Genomic DNA, 18,800 nt, shown 5'->3' on the forward strand with positions numbered 1-18,800 from the left:
ATTAAAAGTAATAAAAACAAATGGAGTGAGAGCGTTGTGTTGTAACTTTTTGCGTGAGGGGTTGTAGCGGCATCCTTTTATGTAGTCTCGATGATAATGGAGACTATTAAAAGATACAGCGAATAACCCGACCCCGACCCCGATAGCTATCGGGGTTACGAAGGGGCACGCCCAAAAACAAAAAACCCTTGCTCCCGATAGTTATCGGTAATGCAAGGGGTTTTTTTATTATCAATTTTAGCTAATTACTATTGACTAGTAACTAATTACTAAAAATTTAGTATCTGTAGTATTCAGGTTTGAATGGACCATCAACAGGAACGCCAATGTATGCTGCTTGATCATCACGTAAAGTCTCTAATTCAACTCCTAATTTAGCAAGGTGTAACATAGCTACTTTCTCATCTAAATGTTTTGGTAACATATAAACGTCATTGTCGTAATTTGCACTGTTTTTCCACAATTCGATTTGCGCTAAAGTTTGGTTTGTAAATGAATTACTCATTACAAAACTTGGGTGACCTGTAGCACAACCAAGGTTTACCAAACGACCTTCAGCCAAAAGGATGATGTCTTTACCGTTGATAGTATATTTATCAACTTGTGGTTTGATCTCTACTTTAGAAGCTCCGTGGTTAGTGTTCAACCAAGCAACTGCAATTTCGTTATCAAAATGTCCGATGTTACAAACGATCGTTTTATCTTTCATTTGCTCAAAGTGAGAACCAAGAACGATATCTTTATTTCCAGTTGTTGTGATGATGATATCAGCATTTCCAACAACAGTGTTTAATTTTTTAACTTCAAAACCGTCCATTGCAGCTTGTAAAGCACAAATAGGATCGATTTCAGTAACTGTAACAATAGATCCAGCACCTCTAAAAGAAGCAGCAGTACCTTTTCCTACGTCACCGTATCCACATACAACAACTCTTTTACCAGCAAGCATAATATCAGTTGCACGACGAACCGCATCAACTGCAGATTCTTTACAGCCGTATTTATTGTCAAATTTCGATTTAGTAACCGAGTCATTAACGTTGATTGCAGGCATTGGTAAAGTTCCCGCTTTTACTCTTTCGTACAATCTGTGAACTCCAGTTGTAGTCTCTTCAGACAATCCTTTGATTCCAGCAACTAAGTGTGGGTAACGGTCAATAACCATGTTGGTTAAATCTCCACCATCATCAAGAATCATGTTCAATGGTTTTCTATCTTCACCAAAGAATAATGTTTGTTCGATACACCAGTCAAAATCCTCTTCATTCAATCCTTTCCAAGCATAAACTTGAATTCCAGCAGCAGCCATAGCAGCAGCAGCTTGATCTTGAGTAGAGAAAATGTTACAAGATGACCAAGTTACTTCAGCACCAAGAGCAATTAAAGTCTCGATTAAAACTGCAGTTTGGATCGTCATGTGTAAACATCCAGCAATACGAGAACCTTTTAAAGGTTGTTCGTCTTTATATTCAGAGCGAAGTGCCATTAAACCTGGCATTTCAGCTTCTGCTAATTCAATTTCTTTTCTTCCCCAGGCAGCTAGAGAGATATCTTTTACTTTGAAAGCCACAAAAGGCATAGTTGTAGTACTCATTTATAGTATATTTGTAATTGTAATTTTTGCAAATTTACGCATTAACTTACTATTTTAAAAGGATTCAGCAATATTTATGAATTGTTTAGTATTGTAATCTTTTAAAAATCAGTAAAATAATAATTATAAAGATCGTTTAGCTTCATTTTCAGGAGCTAATCCCGCTGTTCACTATATCTTTTTATCTTGCAGTTATTTTCAGATGCCTGAAACAACAGCAAGATAAAAAGGATGCCGTTTCCATCGGGGCTAAAAAAAAACAAGATACAACCAGATGCCTTTATACAAAATCATCCAACATAATGCAAACACCCAAATCCTTATTTGGGAAATAACCGAATCTTACGACCAGCTTTTTAGTGAGGTAGTGCTTAACATGAAAAACAGAATTCGGCTAAGCGGAATGAAGTCTGAAATGCACCAACGTGGTTTTTTGAGTGTGCGTAAGTTATTGCAAGAAGCAGGGTTTAATGATCTTGATTTGTATTATGACGAAAACGGTAAGCCACATCTAAAAGACGAAAACCATATTTCGATTACGCATTCTCATAATTTCTCGGCCATTATTATAAGTAATGAAACGGTAGGAATCGATATCGAATTGCAACGCGAGAAAATCATAAGAATTGCAGATAAATTTGTAGATAAAGAATTTAAATACCTTAATAAAAAAGAATCAAAAAGCTATATCAAAAAACTCACCGTGATTTGGGGAGCTAAAGAAGCTATCTTTAAAATTAGAAACGAAAAAGGAATTAGTTTTAAAGACAATATCATTGTTAAACCCTTTGATCTAGAAAATCAAGAAACCATTGCCGACCTACATTTTGAAGGATTGTCTCAAAAATACATTGTTAAATACGAAGAATTTGCAGGCTTTAGTTTGGTTTACGCCTTTGAAGAAAAAAGTGAACTTAGAGAATAAAAGAATAAAAAAAAGATACAGAAGGTTGATTTTAGAACAAGGAGTTTGTAATTATTGAAATTTACCTCCATTTGATCAATTCCTTAGGAATAACATACTTCACTTTTACAAACTACTCTTTAGCTCTACTATTAAACATTCCCATATAAATAAAAGTCCCCATTTTTCGGGCTCTACGTTTTAATATATCCACGTTTTCGCCTTCAAAAAGTTCGTCTAGCGTTTGTGACCAGTAATTCAACCAAATTCCAAATTCATTAGGTCCTATCTTACCTCCAAAATGACTATCAACTTTTACATGAGCTTTTAAAGGATCACCTTTGTACATCTTACCACCAAAGAGATTCATTTCCCAAAAATCAGTCAGTTTCTCGAGATGCTCATCCCAATCAGTAATCATTTCGTTAAAATAAAAAGCAATTTCTTTGTCGGCTCTTATTTTACCGTAAAAAGTGTGCACTAATAGGGATAAGTCTTCTCTGGTAGTAATGTCTTTAAGCATTCTGTAAAATGTTTAATATTATGAAGAGCATACTAGTAATGGCGCTCATAATAAGGGTGTTAAAAATTAATTTGTGGTTCATTTGTGCTAATATAAAAGTGTTAGCAAGCATGCTTACTAATACAATTAATGCTAGTTGAGCCATTTGTAGTAATGAAGTTCCATTAGACAATACCGTCATTGCCGCTACTCCTCCTAGACAACTTTGTCCTAAGATTCCCATTGTTGCATATCCAAAAAAACCGTGGTCAAAATTTACGAATGTTTTGTTGTAAAGTGTCATAATAATTTGATTTAATACAGCAAATTTACAATTACTCTAAGCTACTCTTTTATGATTGAAATCATAAAGTGGCAGTTTTTCGATATACCTTTCTATTGATGATTTGTAATTCCTTCTTTTTCTCTAATGCTTTAATTGCTCTAATCACAGTCTCTACGCGGAGTCCCGTTAAGTCGCCTATTTGTTGTCGGGTAAAATGAATGAGATAGCCGTTGCTGTCATGCTCTAAATTAAAATGTGTTATAGCGTAATCTAGTAATCGTAATACGCGATGCTCAGGTTCATGGGAGGAAATTTCAGCAGCCATAACTGATTTGTAGTACAGGCGTTGTGCTAAATTTTCAATGATTTGAATGCTAATCAACGGCTGTTTTTTAAGTAATTCAAAAAACTGCTCTTTCTTTACACAAATAATAGTAGCGTTTTCTACCACAATAGCATTTGCAGGATAATTTTGCTGAATAAAAAGAGGTGGTTCTCCAAAGCATTGTTCTTTGTAAAATAAGCCTTGAATAAACTCACGCCCGTCATCATTGTAATTATTCATTTTGACTTCTCCCGAAACAATTTGGTAGTAATGGGTAGGAAGTGTTCCTTCTTCAAAAATGATTTCAGATTTGCCAAATTCCTTCAAAACCCCACCATATTTTTCTAGTAAATCAATTGCAATCATAGTTTGGAAATTATAGAATCATAGTTATTTGGAATAAAATACTGCTTGGACTTTTAAAAAAAGCGGTTACTTTTACAGCCTGATGCAAAATAACAACAAGATATACCAAGAAATACTAAATTGTAAAGCTAATAAAAAGAAATTATTAGCCATTCTACTAGATCCAGATAAAATTGTTTGGGAAAGTTTAGACAATTTAATACATAAAATAATAAATTCACCAGCAACTCATGTTTTCATTGGTGGAAGCCTAGTAACTTCTAACAGAATAAATGAATTGATTATTCGTTTAAAACAAAAAGTAAATTTACCTATTGTTCTTTTTCCAGGAAATCCGTCCCAAATTTCGAATGAAGCTGATGGGATTTTGTTTCTTTCGCTTCTTTCAGGTCGCAATCCAGATTATTTGATAGGGCATCAGGTAAAAGCGGCACCCATTTTATACAAATCAAAACTAGAAATTGTTCCTACAGGATATCTTTTAATTTCTGGCGGAAGCACTACTGCTGTTGAGTATGTTAGTAAAACAAATCCTATAGATAGAGCTGATGCAGAACTAGCTTTGGCTACAGCCTTAGCAGGTGAAATGATGGGGAATAAATTAATTTACCTTGAAGCGGGGAGTGGTGCGCAACAAGCTGTTCCTGAAAATATTATTGAGTTAGTGTCTCGAAATTTAACAATTCCTTTAATTGTTGGTGGTGGAATTGTAGATTTGCAAGGAATAAAAAAAGCGTATGATTCTGGAGCCGACTTGGTTGTGATAGGAACAGCTTTTGAAAAGGATATTCATTTTTTCGATACAAATAAAAACCTAGAATAGCATGTTTGATTATTTTTTCGCACAATATAGTGCGTACCCAGTTCATGAAGTATATTTAGAGCTTATTGCTGTTTTTTTTGGGCTATGCAGTGTTTGGTACGCTAAGAAAGATAATATTTTAGTATTCCCTACGGGTTTGATTAGTACCTCTATTTACGCATACCTACTGTGGCAATGGAGCCTTTTAGGAGACTCGATGATTAATGTCTATTATTTTATCATGAGCATCTATGGATGGTACCACTGGACACGTAAAAATGGGGATATTGAGGAGTACCCAATAGCAGTAATGACAAGCAAAGACAAAGTGCAGGCAGTGATTATTTTTGTTTTGACTTTGGTATTTGTAGTTTTTGTGTATCTTTATTTTAAAAAGTTCACAAGCTGGTATTCTTATTTAGATACCCTTCTTACAGCAATATTTTTTGTAGGGATGTGGCTAATGGCTAAAAGAAAAATCGAAAACTGGATTTTTTGGATATTAGGTGATTTACTTTCCGTACCGCTTTATTTTGCAAAAGGATATACCTTTACTAGTATTCAATATGTAGTATTCACAATTATTGCCGTATATGGCTATTTAGAATGGAAGAAAATCTTAAACAACAGAAAACTGACGTCTTAAAAATTGCCATGTTTGGTCCTGAAAGTACCGGTAAAACAACATTGGCGATACAGTTATCGGATCATTATAAAACAGCTTGGGTTCCTGAGTTTGCAAGAGATTATTTGCAAGAAAAATGGAATAAAAAGCAAGAGATTTGTACTGTTGAGGATATGTTGCCAATAGCTTATGGACAAGCAAAACTAGAAAATGAAAAATTAGCTCAGGCTACTAAATTTTTGTTTTGTGATACGAACTTAATGGTTACAAAAGTTTTCTCAGAAGTATATTATAATTATTGTGATCCCTTACTAGATAAGGCGGCACAAGAGCATGAATATGATTTGTTTTTTTTAACGGATATTGATGTGCCTTGGGAAAAAGACGATTTGAGAGACAGACCAAGCGGAAGAGAATCTGTTTTTTCAGTATTTAAAAAGTCTTTGATTGATAATCATAAACCTTTTATAACGCTATCAGGAGATAAAGCGCTCCGATTAAATAAAGCAATCAAAATTATTGATGATTTGGCTGTAGCCAAAGAATTAGGTTTGTCATCAGTAGATTTTGTGCAAATCTATGAACACGGAATCCCATTTGAAAATATTGTAGCGCAATTGAATTTTTTTCAAAATGGTATTCCTAAAGCAAAATTAGTGGAACCAGCAGCTGTTTCAAACGGAATTTTAAAATTATCAAAAGATGAATTTCGCCAGAAAGCGACTTATTTTGATGATAATAAATCAAATTTATTACTTGAGAAATTTGTTCCAGCATCTGGAGCCGCCTCGAGAATGTTTAAATTTTTAAATGTTTTTTTGAATAGATTTGATATAGAGAGAGAGACTATAAATTCCTATATAAACAGACGTAAAGATAACGAACTTGCTGTTTTTATTGTAGGTACTGATCGTTTTCCGTTTTTTAATGAAGTATATGAAAAGCTAGTTAGCGAAATAGAAAATTTTGAAGATTTAGAACGAGATTATAAAAATTACTATTTTATAAAATTCTTGTTAGCCAATGAGTATTTCAATTATGCAGAAAAGCCTAAAGGAATACTGCCATTTCACAAATATGCTGATAATATAGCGACTCCTATTGAGGAACATTTGTACGAGTGTGGGTATTATGCAAGTGTGAATGATAAGTCATTGTTGCATTTTACAGTATCACAAGACCATCAGGTATTGTTTGAGGATATTATAACTTCAGTTAAAGATCTTGTGAAAAAGGAAACCAATACTACGGTTACAGTTAATTATTCTTTTCAAAATAAAAGTACTGATACCATTGCGGTAACGCTTTCAAATACTCCTTTTCATGATGAGAATGGGGCACTAGTTTTTAGACCAGGAGGACACGGTGCATTAATTGAAAACTTAAACAAGTTAGAGGCAGATGTTATTTTTATTAAAAATATTGATAATGTAATTCAAAATAATAATGAGGTAATAGCACTTTATAAAAAAGCGCTAGGCGGAATATTATTAGAAACGCAAAAGCAAATTTTCTCTTATTTGGAACAAATTGATGCTAATTCTTTGAAGGAAGAAAATATAGAACAAGTTCTTGATTTTTTGAAAGAGAACCTTTGTATTAAAATAGATGAGAATTTTCATAGCTGGACCCTTAAGGCTAAGTTTGACTACATAAAAAATAAATTAAACCGACCTATACGTGTATGTGGTGTGGTTAAAAATGAGGGAGAACCTGGTGGAGGACCATTCTGGGTTCAAGATGACAAAAAAGCGGTTTCATTACAAATTGTAGAATCCTCACAAGTAGATCTGGATAACGAAGATCAAGCCGCTATTATGGCGGATGCTTCCCATTTTAATCCAGTGGATTTAGTTTGTGCCATTAGAAATTATAAAGGAGAAAAATTTAATTTAAACAACTATATCGACAAGGAAAGTGGTTTTATTGTAGAGAAAAACACCTCTGGAAATACTATAAAAGCTTATGAATTACCTGGTTTATGGAATGGAGCAATGGCAAACTGGATTACATTATTTGTTGAGGTTCCTTTAATTACATTTAACCCGGTGAAGACTGTAAATGACTTACTAAAAGATCCGCATCAGCGTAGCAAAATATGGAAAATATAGCGTTAATTACAGAGCTTCAATACAAAGCGGTTAGAAGCAGTGGAGCCGGAGGTCAAAATGTGAATAAAGTATCTTCAAAGGTGGTGCTGAGTTTTGATTTGCAAAATTCAAAATCTTTAACAGATGAAGAGAAAACTTTGCTCGAAATTAATCTTTCCACTAGATTAACGAATGAGTCTGTTTTAATTTTAAATTGTGATGAAGATAGAAGCCAACTTAAAAACAAAGAAATTGTTACTAAGCGATTTTTTCAAATTATAAAAAAAGGTTTAGAAGTTCCTAAAAAACGAAAACCAACAAGAATTCCTAAATCAGTCATTAGAAAAAGACTAAATAATAAAAAAAACACATCAAAACTCAAAGCAACACGCAAGCGTCCAGATGTGGAATGATGTGTTAAATAATTTTAGAATTTCTTTTTTGATTTTTGAGATTTTTAGAATTACATTTGCGATGTCTCAAAGGGGTGCCAAAATCTAGGAATAGAATGAAAGCTGAGATTATACCCAACGAACCTGGACGAGTAATGTTGTCAAGGGAAAAAATGACTTAAAAGTGTTTTGCTCTTTTGTCATACGAACAATCAATTACAAATTTAACAACAAGAATAATTCCCCCTTTTATTCGTGATTTTTTACGAATGAAAACTATTATTGATCACAATCCTACAGTTTTGGGAGCAAAGTTGCAAAGTTGCAAAGTTGCAAAAAAACAAAAATTGGCAATCTCTACGTCAATTCTTTTTGCTCTAATTTCTTTCCACTCTTTTTCACAAGTTAAAGATACTACTGCAGTTAATAAACTGGATGAGGTATTGGTTTCGGCTGTTCGTGTGACTACTAAAACACCTGTGAGTTTCAGTAATTTGAGTAAGAAAGAAATTGCTCCACGTAATTTGGGACAAGACATTCCTATTTTAATGAATTATTTGCCATCTGTAGTAACTACTTCTGATGCTGGAAATGGTGTAGGATATACCGGAATAAGAGTTCGTGGTAGTGATGCAACTCGCGTCAATGTAACCATCAACGGAATTCCGTACAACGACTCTGAGAGTCATGGGACGTATTGGGTAAATATGCCTGATTTTGCTTCTTCTTTAGAGAGTTTGCAATTGCAACGTGGAGTAGGAACTTCAACAAATGGTTCAGGTGCTTTTGGCGCAAGCCTAAACATGCTTACGGATAGTTACGCTAAAAAAAGCAATGGCGAAGTTTCTAATTCTTTTGGAAGTTTTAACACTAGAAAGCATACTGTAAAATTTAGTACGGGATTATTAAACGATCATTTTGAACTTGCAGGACGAGTTTCAGCATTAAAAAGTGATGGGTATATTGATAGAGCTTCCTCTGATTTAAAATCGTATTTCTTGCAAGGGACGTATGTGGGTAAGACGACTTTGATTAAAGCATTGGCTTTTGGAGGGACTGAGAAAACGTACCAGTCTTGGAATGGTTTGGAGGACTTGGATGTTTTGAAAAATGACCGAACCTTTAATACTGCTGGAATGTATACAGATGAGTTTGGAAAAACTCGTTTTTATGATAATGAAACTGATAATTACCAACAAGATCATTATCAATTACATTGGAATGAAAAGCTGTCGTACAATTGGAATACAAATTTAGCTTTTCATTATACAAAAGGTAGCGGTTATTATGAAAATTACAAAGAGGATGCTGATTTTGGAGATTATAAATTAACGCCTTTAGTAATAGCAACTGAGACAATTAATTCAACTGATTTAGTACGTCAAAAATGGTTGGATAATGATTTTTACGGAACGACTTTTTCGGCTAATTATAAAAAGGATAAGCTAGACGTAATTCTTGGTGGAGGTTATAATAAATACGAAGGGACTCATTTTGGGAAGGTAATTTGGGCACGATTTGCATCTCAAAGTGAATTAGGAGATCGTTATTATAGTGATGGCGCTACTAAAACAGACGGGAATGTTTTTGCGAAAGCAAACTATCAAGTAACTGAAAAGTTGAGTTTATATGGGGATCTGCAGTTGCGTAATGTACATTATAAAGCTAATAGTGACGAAACGGGAATAGTAAACGATAATTTCAATTTTTTTAATCCTAAAGCAGGATTGAGCTTTGAGATAAATACTAAGAATCAACTCTATGCTTCTTACGCAAAAGCAAATCGCGAACCTAATAGAACAGATTACGAAAATGGGAGTCCGAAACCTGAAAAATTAGACGATATCGAATTGGGATTCCGTCATAATTCGGCTAAGGTAAAGCTTAACGCAAACGCCTATTTAATGTACTACAAAGACCAATTGATATTAACTGGAGCGCTAGACGACGTAGGAGCACCAATACGTAAAAACAGTGGTGATAGTTACCGTATAGGAATAGAACTTGATGCTACTGTAGTAATTTTAGATAACCTAATTATCAGGCCTAATATTACCATTAGCAATAATAAAAACAAAGATTTCTTTTTTAGTCGTGATGGCGTTTTAACTAATTTAGGAAATACTAATATTGCTTATTCTCCTAATTTTATTGCTGGAAATATCATTACATTTTTACCAGTTACTAATTTCCAAGTGTCTTTACTTTCTAAGTTTGTAGGGGAACAATACATGGGGAATATAGATTCAGATAATTCTAAATTGAAATCTTACTTTGTAAGCGATATTAATGTTTCTTATGAGTTTAAACCAAAGTCGGTTTTTAAATCTATACTAATTACTGGATTAGTGAACAACGTTTTTGATTATAAATACATTTCTAATGGATATTTTTATACCTATGATGATGATTATTCTAATCCTCCGGCAGTAACTACGATCGAAGGAGCGGGTTATTATCCTCAAGCTAGAATTAATTTTTTACTAGGATTGACATTGAAGTTTTAGTTTGGATTTTAACAAATATAAAAAAGCCTGAAAGTATTTGCTTTCAGGCTTTTTTTTGTTAATTATAAACACGAAGCACACTTCCGTTAACTTCTACACGGTATTGTTTTAAAGGGTATTCTAATTTTCCTTGACCGGTAAACAAACTGTATTCATTTTCGTCGCAGGGACAAACAATATTGATTCCGTTTAAAGTCATCGCGGTACAACTTGTAAAGGCTTGATTAGGACAAGCTGCATCAAAAGCATTGTAGCCACTACCCGTATTAAAAACATAAATTCCTTTTGCACCTACACCCGCATAATAAATAGCATTGCTTGGGAATTTTAAATTAGAATATGCTGGCAAATTTAAATTGAGATCTACAGTGAAAGAGTAATTAGGAATATTAGGATTCTTATTGTTAAAATCGCTGTTGCTGCAACCTATAAAAGCAGTCATTATAAAGAGTAAAAGGATACATTTTTTCATTAAATAAGAATATTATAAAAGTATTAGTTAAACAAATTTAATTTATTTAACTTTGATTTAGATATGATTAACATATAATTATATACAAGAAAAAAATTATACTATCTTTGTGGAAACAAATCCCGTCCTGATGGGATTTTTTCTATTTATATAAGCGATGAAAAGCAAGTTTGACTTGAAGCGAGAAAGATGTAGCAGTGTTTTCAGACTATAAAAATCAGAGCTTTGTAGAATATCAAAATAATACATTTAAAAATTATGAGCGCAATATCTTATTACACAGCAGACGGATTAAAAAAATTAAGAGAAGAGTTAGATCATTTAAAAAGTGTCATGCGTCCCAAAGCATCTGCAGATATTGCTGAGGCTAGAGATAAAGGAGATTTATCTGAGAATGCAGAGTACGATGCAGCAAAAGAGGCACAAGGAATGCTAGAAATGAGAATTTCAAAGCTGGAAGAAGTACATTCAAATGCGAGATTGATAGATGAAACAAATCTTGATCTTTCTAAAGTGTTGGTTTTATCAATTGTAAAGATTAAAAACCAAACGAACGGTATGGAAATGAAATACACGCTAGTAGCAGAAAGTGAAGCCGACTTAAAAACAGGAAAAATATCTGTAACTTCTCCAATTGGAAAAGGATTACTAGGGAAAACAGTAGGTGAAGTAGCTGAAATTACTGTTCCAAACGGCGTTCTTAAATTTGAGATTTTAGAAATTTCACGTGGCTAATTTTTTTTTACTAAATAAAATAAAACATCATGAGTTCTATATTCACTAAAATAGTAAATGGCGAAATTCCGTGTTATAAAATCACAGAAGACGAGAATTATTTGGCTTTTCTAGATGTAAATCCTAATGCAAAAGGACATACGTTATGCATACCAAAATTTGAAGTCGATAAGATTTTTGATATGGAGGAAACGCACTACCTAGGGTTAATGCATTTTTCTAGGAAAGTAGCTATAGCTTTAGAAAAAGCAGTGCCTTGTAAACGTGTAGGTATGGCTGTTGTAGGTCTAGAAGTTCCTCATGCGCATGTACACTTGATTCCGTTAAACGAAATGGATGAAATGCGTTTTCAAAATAAAGTAAGCTTATCTAAAGAAGAGTTTGAAGCTGTTGCAAAAAGCATTCAGGCTAAGCTATAAAAATACAGTACACACGAATTATTGATTACCAATATTCGTGTGTTTTTTTATTGCCACTTGTATTGTAGTTCCTTTCCCTATATCTGAATGCAATACTTTTATTTTTCCAGTATGATACTCTTCTACAATTCTTTTAGTAAGAGACAGTCCCAATCCCCAACCTCTTTTTTTAGTGGTGTATCCGGGTTCAAAAATAGTTTTGTATTGACTTTTAGGGATGCCACTTCCGGTATCTGTTATATTAATTTTCACGACATCTTTATCTTGTTCAATTTTTAAGGATAATTTTCCTTTTCCCTTCATTGCGTCAATAGCGTTTTTTACTAGATTTTCTATGGTCCAGCTGTGTAAACTTGAATTTAATAAGGTGTAAATAGGTGTTTCTGGCGCAGAAAAACTGAACTCAATTTGCTTTGAAAAACGCAGCTGAAGATAATTATAAGCCGTTAATGTAGCATCAATGATATCTGTTTTTTCTAGTATGGGTTTTGAACCTATTTTTGAAAACCGGTCTGTAATGGTTTGCAGTCTCTCTATGTCTTTTTCAATTTCGATAATAATATATTCTTCAACATCATCGCTCTTCAATATTTCGACCCAACCTATTAAAGAAGATAATGGCGTTCCTATTTGGTGTGCTGTTTCCTTGGCCATTCCTGCCCAAAGTTTGTTTTGCGTAGCAGTTTTAGTACTGATATAAAAATAGTAAATTAAAGCAATAAAAAGCACTAATATTAAGACTAGCGCAATAGGGTAGTATTTAAGTTTATTTAGTAATTCAGAATTCCCATAATATAATTTTTGAAATTTCCCAGGGATGTATTCAACTACAATTGGAGGGTTTTCATTCTTTAATTTTTCTAGAAATTTTCTTGATGCGTTTTCATCTTTAACAATGGCATTATCTATATTTATGGTATTTATAATGCGATCGTTTTTAATTAACATAATGGGTATAGAAGTGTTATTACTAAAAATTTGTAATGGTAACTCTACATCGGCATCAACTTCAGCATTTATAAGGGTTTTTTGGGCTTGAGCCCAAAGATTCATTTTTAAACGTTCTTCATTTTTAAAAATTTGAAAAAAAGTATAGGTATTCCATAATATCAATGTGATGATTAAAAAGGAAGTAGCAATAATAACCCACCGGCTTGTGTTTCTTCTTTCAGAAAACTGCATAATTTAATTGTTTGAGCGATAAATATAACAAAATATATGCTGCATTGTTTTAGTTTATTGGCGAAAGCATTGATTTCAAAAAGAAAATAATTTTAAAGGATTAAAAGAGCAATCCTGTTTTTATAGTAATTTCATTTGTTTACTTTTGTATGACACCATTTTTTTAACTAGAAAAAAAATAATATAACATGATTAGTATTGATCCTAAAAGTATAGAAACAGCAAAGTTGCAAGGGTATTTACAAGGTTCAGTAGGACCAAGACCAATAGCGTTTGCGAGTACCGTTGATGTAGATGGTAATCCTAATTTGTCGCCTTTTAGTTTCTTTAATGTATTTAGTGCTAATCCGCCTATTCTTGTTTTTTCACCTGCCAGACGGGTACGTGATAATTCAATTAAACATACGCTAATCAACTGTGAGGCTAATAAGGAAGTGGTGATTAACGTAGTGAATTTTGATCTTGTTCAACAAACATCATTAGCAAGCACTGAGTATGCTGATGGCGTGAATGAATTTATAAAATCGGGACTAACAGCAGTTCCTTCTGATTTAGTAAAACCGTTTAGAGTAAAAGAATCTCCTGTACAGTTTGAATGTAAAGTGACTCAAATTATCGCTTTAGGTGATGAGGGAGGAGCAGGGAATTTAATTTTGTGTGAAGTGATTAAAATCCACATTGATGAAGCAATTCTAGACGAAAACGGAAGTATAGATCAATATAAAATTGACTTAGTTTCCAGACTAGGAGGAAATTGGTATTCGAGATCAAATCAAGGATTATTTGAAGTGCCAAAACCTTTAGCAACTCTGGGAATAGGCGTAGATGCTATCCCTAAGGAAGTTATAGTGAGTACTGTTTTTGACGGAAATGATTTAGGGAAATTAGGAAACATAGAAGCCTTGCCTACGCCAGAAGAAGTTAGTATCTTTGTCTCAAATAACTTTTCGGTTAAGGCCGTTTTAAGTGCTGATGATCTAGAAAAAGTGCATTTAGAGGCAAAAAAATACTTAAATGACAATGATGTTGTTTCGGCGTGGAAAGTGCTTTTAGCAAAAAAATAATCTTATATAACAATTAAAATAACGAAGATGGAAGTTACAGGGAAAATTAAAGTTGTTAATCCAGAGCAACAAGTTAGTGCATCATTTAAAAAAAGAGAACTAGTTGTTACTACCGAAGAGCAGTATCCGCAACACATCATGATTGAGTTTACTCAAGATAAATGTGATTTGTTAAACAATTATAGCATTGGTGATCCAGTAAAAGTATCAATCAACTTGAGAGGTAGAGAATGGGTTAATCCACAAGGAGAAACAAGATATTTCAATAGTATTCAAGGATGGAGAATTGAAAAAGTACCTGTTGGTGAACCACAAGGGCCATCTGCACCTATGCCTTCAGCTCAAGCTTTTGCACCAGCGACAAACTTAAATGAAGAAGAAGCAGACGATTTGCCTTTTTAATCAAAGCGTAAAATACAGTATATAAAAGCCTTGAGAAATCAAGGTTTTTTTTATACCTAAAAATTTGGGCTTATGATAGCGCCTATCCCTAGATGATTGCCTATTTGTGGGTAAATAAAAGCAGTAGTTTTTGATTTTTTAGAAACTCTAAATGATTTTAACGGACTAATATGCGAGAAGACAATTCCAGAGGCTAAACCTATTCCAGCACCTACAAGCACATCAGATGCAAAGTGTTTGTCATTAGCAATTCTAAATGCTGCGGTGGCTCCTGCAAATAGAAAACCGCTGCTCGCATACCAAAAATTAGCATCTTTATATTCATAATATAAAAGAGTAGCATTTGTAAATGCCACAGCCGAATGTCCCGAGGGGAAACTCAAATTATTTGACAAATCAGGGCGGTCTCTCTTCGCTAAACGTTTCGTCATTTCATAAACAATTATAGTTGCCGCATTAGCTACTAAAATAGTTACAGTTTGATTCCTATAATTTGTTTTTGGTTGAAACCCCAGAGATTTACCTAAATAGATTTGTCCAATAGGAACAAACGGAAAAACATCATCTATTCTAGATTTAAAATCAGAACCAAAAACATTATTTGTCTTTGTTTGAATATCCTGGTTAAGTTCAGAATTTAATAAAATTGCACCTGCAGTAATAAATGCTGCAGGAACTATAAATTGCTTATAACTTAGTTTTTTTGATACCGCTAAACTATCCACATTTTGTCCATACATTTGCGGAATCATTAAGATAAAGAGGAGGGTTACAGTTATTTTTTTCATTTTATAATAAGTTGAAAAAGTAATTTCATCAAAAATAAGCCTTTATACTATAATTTCAGTACCAAACTTATGTATTATTTATCGCAAGATTTATTTTTTCCTGACGTATCATTAACGCATTCTTCTGGAATTATTGCGCTGGGTGGTGATTTATCGCCACAAAGATTACTATTAGCGTATAAAAGCGGCATTTTTCCTTGGTTTGAAGATGGCGAACCCATCACTTGGTGGTCTCCCAATCCGCGTATGGTTTTATTTCTAGACGAATTAGTGGTGACAAAAAGCATGCGAAACATCCTCAACCGAGATACATTTACAGTTACTTTTAATCAAAATTTCAGAGAAGTAATTGCTAATTGCCAACAAATAAAGCGAGACGGTCAAAACGGAACCTGGATTACTAATGACATGATCGAAGCCTATTGCAAGTTGCATGAACTAGGAATTGCAAAGTCTGTTGAGGTGTGGCAAGATGGCCAGATAGTAGGCGGATTATACGGCATTGATTTAGGTCATATTTTCTGTGGCGAAAGCATGTTTTCAAAAGTCTCTAACGCAAGCAAAGTCGCATTTATCACCTTAGTCCGCCATTTAAAACAAGAAAATTACAAACTCCTAGACTGCCAAGTCTACAACGAACATCTAGAAAGCTTGGGCTGCCGCGAAATACCACGTCAAGACTTCATTTCGATTCTTAAAGACAATAATTAGAGCCTAATCCAGCTGTACGCTACAAGTCCTCGCTCAAAACCTTTTTTTCTAAAGTCATAAAAGGAGCTTGCTGCGCTCGCTCTTTTACTCCTAGAAAAAATAGTTTTTTCCCTCTGGGCTTTCCCCTCCCATCTGGGGCAAAACACTTCCCTCTCACAAAGAAAATAGCAAAGCATGAGAAGTTCACTACCTCATAAAGCAAAAAAAGTACAGTTAATAAATCCATTAAGATTTATTGAGGTCAGTAGTTACGAACATATAATTTTAGATTGATATATTTTTTCTGACTCGACCATTCTTACTATCAAATTGTTGAATATTGTGTCTTTGCTTTGAGAACGGTTAATTCGATAACAAAATTCATCAAGATACCTGTTTATATTAAAGTCACTTACCGATGAATATGTTGTTCTAATCCATGATTTTACTTGATGAATCATTGTGTGCAATGCCATAAAATTCATCCCTTTGTTGCTTTCTATTTGTGTGATATTATAATCTCCAAATAAAGGACGATAACCTTTCCATTTATCTGTGGTTATTTTTGCATTTTTATTAATGTGCTTTTCAAATATTGTCTCTAATTCTTTGGCTGAATAATTATCAATTTTCAAGGCATACATTCTTTTAATTTTTCCTTCATCTGTTAGTTCCACTGCTGTTACAACCTTTTTTTTCTTGCTATCATAACTCCTGCCTACTTTACCTTTTTCCTTTCCTCCAATAACGAATTCATCAACATGAACAGTTCCGTCCATTGGATGATTCTCACTAGATTTCATCGCTTCTCTAATTTTGTGCATAAATAAACGTGCTGTTTTTTCTGTAACTCCATAGCGAACTCCCATGTAACTGGCAGATAAACTTTTAGTGGTGGTTGACATCTCAAAACATATAAAAAAGGCTTTGCGTAAACCAAACTTAACCTTATGAAATAAAGTGTTTGCCGCCGCGGTTTCTGTATGGCTGCAGATATTACAAGTTCTGGAAAAATCTTTGCGGATTTGACTCTTTGTATGCTTACATTTTAAACAAATAAATCCTCGTTCCCATTTATAATTTGCTAAATATTCTTTGCAGTGTTCATCTGTTTTAAACCGTTCAGCGAACTCTAAAAGGTTTTGCCCTGTAAATAAATCCATGTTTCCCTTGTTTTATTGATCTCTAAGATATGAAATTATCTACTTACCTCAAAAGATTTATTTAAATTTGCGTGCAAAATCATACAATCAAAGTAAACAGCACACAGCATAAAATCCGTTTTTATCCGTGTTCCATTCCGCAATCCAACTCTGCAACACAACTCCATAATACAACTTTCAATGAGCTAAAATCCGTTTTTATCCGTATTTTTGCTTTAGCAAATCCGCGTCATCCGTGTTCCATTTCGCAATCCAACTCTGCAACACAACTCCACAAGAAACTCCAAAATACAACTTTCAATAAGCTAAAATCCGTTTTCATCCGTGTTTTAATTTCCCACAATCGAGCTTCCGTTCTAACTTTCAAACTTTAAGACTATCGACTTTGCAACTCAGCCACTTTGTAACTCAGTAACTCAAAAAAAACTAAAACTTCAACTTAGTAAACTGCCAGTTCAACGTACTAAACAAAACCAACTCATTCCTTAAACAAGGCAATTCCAATATCACCTTCAATGTCTCATGCGCCATCATAGTCCCAATCATCCCAGGTAAAGTACCTAGCACACCATTCATATTACAATTAGGCACATCCTTTGGGTCAGGCGAATCTGGAAACAAGTCTCTCAGGTTTTTACTTTTTCGATGGTTAAAAACAGCAACTTGTCCTTCAAAACCTAAGATACTTCCATAAATTAAAGTTTTATCCAGACTCACACAAGTATCGTTAACTAAATAACGGGTAGCAAAATTATCAGAACCATCGACGATAATATCAAAGTCATTCAAGATAGAAGCCGCATTAGCTGCTGTAAGCTTTTTGGGCATAGCTGTCACATTGATTAACGGATTTAATTTTTGCAAAGTCGCTTTGGCAGTTGCAGCTTTTGATAATCCCACTTGATCTTCAGTATATAATATCTGACGGTGCAGGTTGTGAATTTCGATAGTATCAAAATCAACGATGCCAATAGTGCCAACACCAGCCGTAGCCAAATATTGTAATATAGGACAACCCAAGCCTCCCGCGCCAATTACTAGAACTTTGGCTTTTTTAATTTTTGCTTGGCCGGCGTCACCCACTTCTGGCAACATCACTTGGCGGTTGTAACGTAAAAAATCTTGTATAATGCTCATTTTTTTAAGTAATTAGTGATTAGTAACTAGTGAAGAGTAACTAGTGAAAAGTTATTGGTTAATAGTAATTAGCAAATCGGCTGTCAGTTCGAGCGGAGTCGAGAACCTTTTTTAAGCGGTAATTTATTTTAGATTAAGTGAATAGTAATAAGTGATTAGTAACTAGTAACTAGTGAAAAGCTATTAGTTAATAGTAATTAGCAAATCAGTTGTCAGTTCGAGCGGAGTCGAGAACCTTTTTTAAGCGGTAATTAATTTCATCATAAGCGAATATTAATAAGTGACTAGTAACTAGTGAAGAGTGATTAGTCAAAAGTAACTAGTGAAAAAAGTAAATTGAACGTCAGCTAATGTG

General features: G+C 33.8%; 20 protein-coding genes. 11 read left to right on the forward strand and 9 right to left on the reverse strand.

Annotated features, from left to right (window positions below; translation table 11 throughout):
• Positions 1–277: 277 nt before the first annotated feature.
• Positions 278–1,594: an adenosylhomocysteinase gene (gene ahcY, locus ACVEGE_RS09375; RefSeq protein WP_173854841.1), complete on the reverse strand. Its 1,317-nt coding sequence runs from the start codon at positions 1,592–1,594 to the stop codon at positions 278–280.
• Positions 1,595–1,868: 274 nt separating this feature from the next.
• Here ahcY and ACVEGE_RS09380 point away from each other — a divergent pair, with 274 nt between their 5' ends.
• Positions 1,869–2,519, forward strand: a complete 651-nt coding sequence (locus ACVEGE_RS09380) for a 4'-phosphopantetheinyl transferase family protein (RefSeq protein ID WP_173850722.1) — start codon at positions 1,869–1,871, stop codon at positions 2,517–2,519.
• Between the two features lie 112 nt (positions 2,520–2,631).
• On the opposite strand, the gene ACVEGE_RS09385 is transcribed toward ACVEGE_RS09380, so the two are convergent.
• The 3 genes from ACVEGE_RS09385 to ACVEGE_RS09395 all read right to left on the reverse strand — a co-directional run bounded on the left by ACVEGE_RS09385 (position 2,632) and on the right by ACVEGE_RS09395 (position 3,977).
• Complete coding sequence (locus ACVEGE_RS09385; RefSeq protein WP_173854842.1) at positions 2,632–3,021, reverse strand: group III truncated hemoglobin; 390 nt, start codon at positions 3,019–3,021, stop codon at positions 2,632–2,634.
• The gene (locus ACVEGE_RS09390) at positions 3,014–3,304 is read right to left on the reverse strand and encodes a hypothetical protein (RefSeq protein WP_173854843.1); all 291 of its coding nucleotides are present in this window, start codon (positions 3,302–3,304) and stop codon (positions 3,014–3,016) included. Before ACVEGE_RS09390 ends, ACVEGE_RS09385 begins: the two co-directional genes overlap by 8 nt.
• A 61-nt stretch (positions 3,305–3,365) precedes the next feature.
• Positions 3,366–3,977: a Crp/Fnr family transcriptional regulator gene (locus tag ACVEGE_RS09395; RefSeq protein ID WP_173850716.1), complete on the reverse strand. Its 612-nt coding sequence runs from the start codon at positions 3,975–3,977 to the stop codon at positions 3,366–3,368.
• Positions 3,978–4,059: 82 nt separating this feature from the next.
• Here ACVEGE_RS09395 and ACVEGE_RS09400 point away from each other — a divergent pair, with 82 nt between their 5' ends.
• The 5 genes from ACVEGE_RS09400 to ACVEGE_RS09420 all read left to right on the forward strand — a co-directional run bounded on the left by ACVEGE_RS09400 (position 4,060) and on the right by ACVEGE_RS09420 (position 10,393).
• Positions 4,060–4,800 carry a phosphoglycerol geranylgeranyltransferase gene (locus tag ACVEGE_RS09400; RefSeq protein ID WP_173854844.1) on the forward strand — a complete coding sequence of 247 codons (741 nt, stop codon included), beginning with the start codon at positions 4,060–4,062 and terminating at the stop codon, positions 4,798–4,800.
• A 1-nt stretch (position 4,801) separates the two neighbouring features.
• Positions 4,802–5,425: a nicotinamide riboside transporter PnuC gene (gene pnuC / locus ACVEGE_RS09405; RefSeq protein ID WP_173850711.1), complete on the forward strand. Its 624-nt coding sequence runs from the start codon at positions 4,802–4,804 to the stop codon at positions 5,423–5,425.
• Positions 5,386–7,515, forward strand: coding sequence for a DUF4301 family protein (locus ACVEGE_RS09410; protein ID WP_173854845.1), 2,130 nt, complete (start codon positions 5,386–5,388; stop codon positions 7,513–7,515). Before pnuC ends, ACVEGE_RS09410 begins: the two co-directional genes overlap by 40 nt.
• Positions 7,503–7,907, forward strand: a complete 405-nt coding sequence (gene arfB, locus ACVEGE_RS09415; protein ID WP_173854846.1) for an alternative ribosome rescue aminoacyl-tRNA hydrolase ArfB — start codon at positions 7,503–7,505, stop codon at positions 7,905–7,907. Before ACVEGE_RS09410 ends, arfB begins: the two co-directional genes overlap by 13 nt.
• Before the next feature lie 248 nt (positions 7,908–8,155).
• Positions 8,156–10,393 carry a TonB-dependent receptor gene (locus tag ACVEGE_RS09420; RefSeq protein ID WP_173855003.1) on the forward strand — a complete coding sequence of 746 codons (2,238 nt, stop codon included), beginning with the start codon at positions 8,156–8,158 and terminating at the stop codon, positions 10,391–10,393.
• Between the two features lie 58 nt (positions 10,394–10,451).
• Here ACVEGE_RS09420 and ACVEGE_RS09425 read toward each other — a convergent pair whose 3' ends face one another.
• Positions 10,452–10,865 carry a Rieske (2Fe-2S) protein gene (locus ACVEGE_RS09425; RefSeq protein WP_173854847.1) on the reverse strand — a complete coding sequence of 138 codons (414 nt, stop codon included), beginning with the start codon at positions 10,863–10,865 and terminating at the stop codon, positions 10,452–10,454.
• A 258-nt stretch (positions 10,866–11,123) separates the two neighbouring features.
• Here ACVEGE_RS09425 and greA point away from each other — a divergent pair, with 258 nt between their 5' ends.
• Together greA and ACVEGE_RS09435 are read left to right on the forward strand one after the other, a co-directional pair.
• On the forward strand, positions 11,124–11,600 hold the full coding sequence (greA, locus tag ACVEGE_RS09430) for a transcription elongation factor GreA (RefSeq protein WP_173850701.1): 477 nt from the start codon (positions 11,124–11,126) through the stop codon (positions 11,598–11,600).
• Positions 11,601–11,629: 29 nt separating this feature from the next.
• On the forward strand, positions 11,630–12,019 hold the full coding sequence (locus ACVEGE_RS09435) for an HIT family protein (RefSeq protein ID WP_173854848.1): 390 nt from the start codon (positions 11,630–11,632) through the stop codon (positions 12,017–12,019).
• An 18-nt stretch (positions 12,020–12,037) separates the two neighbouring features.
• On the opposite strand, the gene ACVEGE_RS09440 is transcribed toward ACVEGE_RS09435, so the two are convergent.
• Positions 12,038–13,201: a sensor histidine kinase gene (locus tag ACVEGE_RS09440; protein WP_192499981.1), complete on the reverse strand. Its 1,164-nt coding sequence runs from the start codon at positions 13,199–13,201 to the stop codon at positions 12,038–12,040.
• A gap of 188 nt (positions 13,202–13,389) precedes the next feature.
• Here ACVEGE_RS09440 and ACVEGE_RS09445 point away from each other — a divergent pair, with 188 nt between their 5' ends.
• On the forward strand, positions 13,390–14,265 hold the full coding sequence (locus ACVEGE_RS09445) for a flavin reductase family protein (RefSeq protein ID WP_192499980.1): 876 nt from the start codon (positions 13,390–13,392) through the stop codon (positions 14,263–14,265).
• 27 nt (positions 14,266–14,292) lie between these two features.
• The gene (locus ACVEGE_RS09450; protein WP_173850693.1) at positions 14,293–14,667 is read left to right on the forward strand and encodes a DUF3127 domain-containing protein; all 375 of its coding nucleotides are present in this window, start codon (positions 14,293–14,295) and stop codon (positions 14,665–14,667) included.
• Between the two features lie 56 nt (positions 14,668–14,723).
• Here the strand turns inward: ACVEGE_RS09450 and ACVEGE_RS09455 are convergent, their stop codons facing one another.
• Entirely contained in the window at positions 14,724–15,455 is a 732-nt protein-coding gene (locus tag ACVEGE_RS09455; protein WP_173854851.1) for a phosphatase PAP2 family protein, read from the reverse strand.
• Between the two features lie 69 nt (positions 15,456–15,524).
• On the opposite strand from ACVEGE_RS09455, the gene aat reads away from it, so the two are divergent.
• Positions 15,525–16,166 (forward strand): leucyl/phenylalanyl-tRNA--protein transferase, encoded by a 642-nt coding sequence (gene aat, locus ACVEGE_RS09460; protein WP_192499979.1) that lies wholly within the window; start codon positions 15,525–15,527, stop codon positions 16,164–16,166.
• A 248-nt stretch (positions 16,167–16,414) separates the two neighbouring features.
• Here the strand turns inward: aat and ACVEGE_RS09465 are convergent, their stop codons facing one another.
• Both ACVEGE_RS09465 and ACVEGE_RS09470 read right to left on the reverse strand, forming a co-directional pair.
• Complete coding sequence (locus tag ACVEGE_RS09465; protein WP_192501064.1) at positions 16,415–17,308, reverse strand: IS1595 family transposase; 894 nt, start codon at positions 17,306–17,308, stop codon at positions 16,415–16,417.
• 426 nt (positions 17,309–17,734) lie between these two features.
• A complete protein-coding gene (locus tag ACVEGE_RS09470) occupies positions 17,735–18,445 on the reverse strand; it encodes a HesA/MoeB/ThiF family protein (RefSeq protein WP_192501359.1) in 711 nt (236 codons plus the stop codon).
• Positions 18,446–18,800 lie beyond the last annotated feature (355 nt).

The organism is Flavobacterium sp. PL002, assembly GCF_054165825.1.